At 33.7% G+C, this 5523-nt stretch carries 2 protein-coding genes and 5 pseudogenes; 2 read left to right on the top strand and 5 right to left on the bottom strand.

The window, feature by feature from the left end; all coding sequences use genetic code 11:
• Nucleotides 1–19 precede the first annotated feature (19 nt).
• Nucleotides 20–814, top strand: a pseudogene (locus tag VK90_RS24360) (SGNH/GDSL hydrolase family protein); the annotation flags it as partial.
• A gap of 32 nt (nt 815–846) precedes the next feature.
• Here VK90_RS24360 and VK90_RS30880 read toward each other — a convergent pair.
• A pseudogene (locus VK90_RS30880) lies at nt 847–1095 on the bottom strand (hypothetical protein); the annotation flags it as partial.
• A gap of 353 nt (nt 1096–1448) precedes the next feature.
• Between VK90_RS30880 and VK90_RS29980 the strand changes: the two are divergent.
• Nucleotides 1449–1541 (top strand): annotated as a pseudogene (locus VK90_RS29980) (IS6 family transposase); the annotation flags it as partial.
• A gap of 364 nt (nt 1542–1905) precedes the next feature.
• Here VK90_RS29980 and VK90_RS24355 read toward each other — a convergent pair.
• The 4 genes and pseudogenes from VK90_RS24355 to VK90_RS24350 all read right to left on the bottom strand — a co-directional run.
• Nucleotides 1906–2802 (bottom strand): VanZ family protein, encoded by an 897-nt coding sequence (locus VK90_RS24355; protein ID WP_269431829.1) that lies wholly within the window; start codon nt 2800–2802, stop codon nt 1906–1908.
• Nucleotides 2803–3005: 203 nt separating this feature from the next.
• Nucleotides 3006–3268 (bottom strand): annotated as a pseudogene (locus VK90_RS29305) (IS4 family transposase); the annotation flags it as partial.
• Nucleotides 3252–3563: pseudogene (locus VK90_RS29300) on the bottom strand (VanW family protein); the annotation flags it as partial. The pseudogenes VK90_RS29300 and VK90_RS29305, both read right to left, overlap by 17 nt.
• A gap of 226 nt (nt 3564–3789) precedes the next feature.
• The coding region (locus VK90_RS24350) for an S-layer homology domain-containing protein (protein ID WP_156185482.1) at nt 3790–5523 on the bottom strand (1734 nt) is incomplete at its 5' end.

The following is a 5523-nucleotide window of genomic DNA, read 5'->3' as shown; positions in this document are numbered from 1 at the left end:
GACAACTCATTAGTATCCTATTATAATGATTGCGCAAATTTCATGGAAGTTTATTGAAAAACCAATCCGACAAGGTGCGCTCCGAAACGTTCAGTTTAAGAATTTAAGATTTCAAAATGTCGCTTTAAGTGTTAGGTTAGCTTTAATTTGTGCAGTATTCGTTTCGTCGATAGCCGTCTTAGGGTTATCAAAAGTTAGTAAGGCTACGGGGAATCCTCAACTAGATAAGGTGGAAGCAGTACAAATACAACCGGCGAAACATCCAGTTGCAGTTTGGGAAAATCCAACTCAAGAGACGCCTCAAAATCAAGAAGAATCAAAAGAAGTAAATTCTGCGCAACCTAAAGATGCTCTCACCGTTACTGCAATAGGCGATTCCGTTATGATTGATATTGCTCCGTATTTAAAAAATACTTTTCCGGATATTAAGATTGATGCACAAATTGGTCGCCAGCTGTCAAAAGCGATTCCTGTAGTTGAACAGTTAAAGAATGAAGGGGATTTAGGAAACTATGTCATTATTGGATTAGGTACAAATGGAGCCTTTACTACTGAGCAACTTGTATCATTAATAAAATTGATTGGGAATGAACGTAAAATGATATTTATTAATACGAGGGTACCACGTCCGTGGGAATCAATCGTGAATGAGAAATTAAAAGTGTTAGAATCTTAATATTCGAATGTAACTATAGTCGATTGGTATGCAGCAAGTGCTGGAAAGGGAGACTACTTTGCACCTGATGGTGTGCATTTAACCAAAGTAGGTGCAGAAGCATACGCAGCACTTGTAGCCAAAGCGGTGAATCAATAATTAGATATGTTTTATTAACTTCTTTTGCAAAATTAACTGAAGTGTAAAAGATCTATGGTTGAGGAAGACAAATTTTTTGCAGTCATCAATAACTTCTGTAATTCATTATACGTCGAAAAAGCGAAGTTTGGTTGAAGACTCTGTCTTTTTTATACAGGGTATGAATGGTTTCGATGCCTTTTACTATACGTGAGGCATGACGAATGTTTTGAAATCCTGCGGATTTGGAAAAGTGTCTGTCGCTTTACATGTCGATGGTCCTGTTCTGTGAGATTATTTATAGGAAGAAAGAATGTAACTTCCTAACTTTAAAAATAAGCCCAAAGAATTATTTAATTCTTTGGGCTTATTTTTGGTTCTGGTGCAAAAAATATTGTCATTGTGTACACCAGGACCTGCGATTCTCCTTGTATATCGATATTACTAGTGTAAAAATTAATAGTTAACTAGGGGAAAAATTAAAGAATTATAAGGAAAACATCAAGGTTGGATAATTATAGTCATGATGAAGGGGGAAAATATAATTTCACTTACATTTAAACATAAAGAAGATTTAACATTAGAGGACAGGGTTCTGGTGCAAAGTTTTCTAAATGAGAATCCCCTCTAGAAAAAAGAGTAAGGAGAATCACAAATAAGATATTTTAAAGGGAAACAGTTCAATAAAGATATTATTTTGGTAGCCGTGTGCTACTACTATCGTTTTTCTATAAGCTATCGTGATGTCTTAGTGTTCGTAGGAATCCCCCACTTTAAACAGGTCGTTAGAGTCTTAAGTGGGTGTAGTTCAATAAAGTAAAATAATTGGTTTTGGTTCAAAAATGATTACGTAGATAATCCAACATGAATGTTATATTCTCATGAAAATGAGCTATTCGGAAATCAATATAAAAATCCGTATTTTTATACTTTGTAAAGATTGAACGTTCATAATTACTCTCATATTTTTGTGTATATTTTGACAGCATTCGAGGTTTGCGCCAGAACCTAGATCCTTTCATAAACACTTTTGGCAGAGCTAGAATTGTTCAATTAGATATTTGAACATATAAAATAATCCGCTAGTATCTAAACTAGTGGATTTCAATTCATTATTTTTTCCATTCTGTAAGTTTGACATCCCATAGCAATGCATCTGTATCAATAAATTTAATACTAAGTTCATTTGCTTTAGCCAACTCTATCCTAAAAGAACTTGTGGATGTAGATATGCTTTCTTCAGAGAATCGAAGGGTTTGTACATCTTTTCCATCAATAGAAATAATTATCTTACCGGAATGTTTGCTAGCACTATCAGGGATACCGAGATATCCCGAAAGTTTTGCATACTTACCTTTTAACAAGTATTTAAATTGCTGAGAATTTGTCCCTTTACTACTAAACATATTTAATTTAGGTTCAATTTTTTTATGAGCCACTTCAAAGCTAGTGGAATTGTTAACTTTCGGTACATATCCAGTACTTTCTGTCAGTTGATTTAGCGCTATAACGGTTCCATTTTTTGGGGATTGTTGTTCCTTTTCTAATGATTTATTAATTTCACCTACAACTACAAGTACTCCTAATGTCAAGATAAATGCTGTTACACCTGTAATAATAAAGTTTTTCAAAGTATTATTAGAGCGAAATCCTATTTTATATGCACAAAAACCTATTGTAGCACCCATTGCATTCACAATTACATCATCAATGTCAAAGCCACCAAGAAAAGTAACCATTTGTAGTACTTCTAGTATAAGAATAGAAATACAGAATGAAGTAATAAATCTAATAAAGCTACAACGATATAACATAGGAATTAATACCCCAAAAGGTATGAATGCTGTTAAATTTCCAAAATTAAAAAACCATAGATTAAAATCTTCCCTATCTACCATATTTGGCAAGCTCAAAGGAATACTACTTGGAATTAACTGGAATTCATATTCGTGGTTAATATATTTTAATCCCAATCTATCGAAACCAAGAAACATAAAGTAGAGAATCAGAACGGAATATAGTCCTAATATTGCGAGGGTAATGTTACGATGTTTTCCGTTGATAATAAAACCTCCTATTACTAATAATTGTTCTTATTGATACTTTTACAAATTCGCACATTTTAAATATAACAATAAAACCATGTCTGTGTAAGTAGTAATTCGGTTCTGTTGCAAAGTTTTTAAAAGTAAGTTAAATTTTGCAAAACAAAGCGAGGAGAATACGTCATTCCTTTCTTTTTCTCTCGAACAGATTGATCTTGTAGACGTTTTTTTGTTCTTTTTCTGTAAGTCGATGAACAATAACATGAGTCTGTACTTTGTCACTCATCCCTACATAAGCATCTGTTATATCATAGGTTTGTCCTGGCTGCATGGAATTCATCAACTTCTCCATATCTAATTGAACGTATTGCGTACCTTTCTTTATTCTTCCGGCTTGAAAGTAACCTGGATTGAGATTTTTCTGAATTACAAGCTAATAATGGTTCGTACATCATTATAGCGTGATTCTCCGTTACATATTGATTTTCTACAAACTGTTTCTGTTGGCTATATATTCTACGTTGAATAACATTATGTCGTATATAACCACCCCAGTATGCAGATTGGATTAAGTGTTTTTTTTCATAAACTTCATATTGATAAAGCTGCGGATAGTCTGTTCTCCATTCACCAACTAAATGTTTATCTGTGATATAAAGGTGAAGTTGATACGATGGGTCCGTTTCATTTTCAATTTGTAAGTCCAAATAGTTATAGGAACAAGATCATTGCTTTATTAAGAAGGGGTAGCACCACATTGCTATCAAGATAAGAAAAGCAAATACCCCCAAACGAGAAAATTGACATGTCCAGATGAAAATGTACAATTTTTTGTTTTGGGGGCGTTATAAAGTTTTTAAGTTGATATGGGGTATCACCTATTAAATTTTTACGAGCAGTAATACGCCCTTATAATGATGGTATAATAAACCACTCAACTTCATTTTCTTTTTATTGATGGGATTGCGCATTTGAAATTGCATTATATACAAACTGTGCATACTGTTCACGTGTTACGTTCATATCCGGAGCAAATTTCCCTTCTCCAACTCCTACTGCAATATGGTTCGATTGCACGGCACTAATCGCATCTTTTGCCCATGAATTTGCTGAAACATCGTTGAAATTATGTGGCGCCTTTACATCTAATCTAAACGCTTTCTTAATAACTTGTGCCATTTCTGCACGTGTTAATGTAGCTTTCGGTCTAAAGTTTCCTTGATCATCTCCTTGGAAAATTCCTAGCTTAGTTAAAGCTAATATTTCCTCAGGAAACATTGTTGAATTTCCATCGATATCTCTGTATGGATTTTCATATTTATCTTGTTTTTCTATATGCAAAGTACGGTAAATTAATGCAGCTACTTGTTCACGTGTTACATTATCACCCATACCAAATATCCCATTTCCATAACCTGCAATAATTCCTTTATTCGCTAAATCATGAATTGCATGAAATGCCCAGTGTTCTTGTGGGGCATCTTTAAATGTAGTTCTATTTACTCCTGCATCGATTTGCAAATCATTTTTTATTACATCCCAAAGTGGATTATCTTGACGTTTTGGTTGCCCCTCTTCATCCCATTTTATTTTTTCTGTTCCTAATTCATAATTCATTCCTGTCCAAGTATCTTCACGGAATGCATAGAATGATTTATGCCATCCTTTCTGATTGAATATAGAAATTAAGTCTTGCATGTATTGAGGTGCTCCAGGAACGGTACGATTAATTCCAAATTCCTCAGCAATGATTCGATTAGATGGTACATGATTTTCCTGAGACCAATTTTGCACAGGCTGTAAGAATGTATTTAATCCATCTTTATCCCACATCATAGGTGTTTCTAAATCTCCTACTTTTACAATTCCAGGATATTGATACTCTTTATTTTGCTTTTCACGTTGACTTGTTAATTGATATGGCTCATACATATGAAATGCATACAATGTCTTATTATCTTTAACTGGTTTAAGATATTTAAAAGCCCAAGGTGTGGCATATAGACCTGAATCTAGAATAATAGGTGTTTCTTTATCTACTTCACGAATTGAAGTAACAACTTTTTGATAAAATTCATTTAAATCTGCTGGGGTTCCCTTCACTTTTGAATACCATTTCTCATAATCTTCTGTCCAAAAATCATTATATCTATTTTTCTTAGATGTTTCTGGATGTGGTTCATTGATAATGTTGTAACCAACCACAGCGGGATGATCTTTCAATTCAAACGCAAGGTCCTTCCAAAATTGGCTTGCTTGTTCTTGATATTTCTCTTCTTCCCAGATTCTATCATCATTCTGATTATTGTTAAATTGACGCCAACGATCACCAGGTAATGAAAGCATTGTAAGTACAACTTTAATCCCTTGTGATTGTGCAGCATCTAAATCTGCTTTCAATTTTGCTACATCCTCTTTCACTAATCCTTGATAATTATCTGCATTACCGATAAGAAAATCTTTTCCTGATGTATCTGGTTTGTCTTCAAATAAGAAATCCTTATCTTTTGCCCATTTATCAGGTGCTAAACGAACATATTCAATATGAGCTTCCTTTGCACTTTTGTAGTTCTCAGGTAATGAAGTGCTATTCATAAAATTAGTACCTGTTCTTTTAGAATTCCAAAAATCCATTTTGGAACCTGCACTTTTGTATGTCTCAGCTTTCACATTCATTTCTTGTAT

It is taken from the genome of Bacillus sp. LK2 (assembly GCF_001043575.1).
Lineage (GTDB): Bacteria > Bacillota > Bacilli > Bacillales > Bacillaceae_G > Bacillus_A > Bacillus_A paramycoides.
Note: the sequence above shows the minus strand (reverse complement) of the source record. Positions and strands in the feature narration are given on the sequence as shown.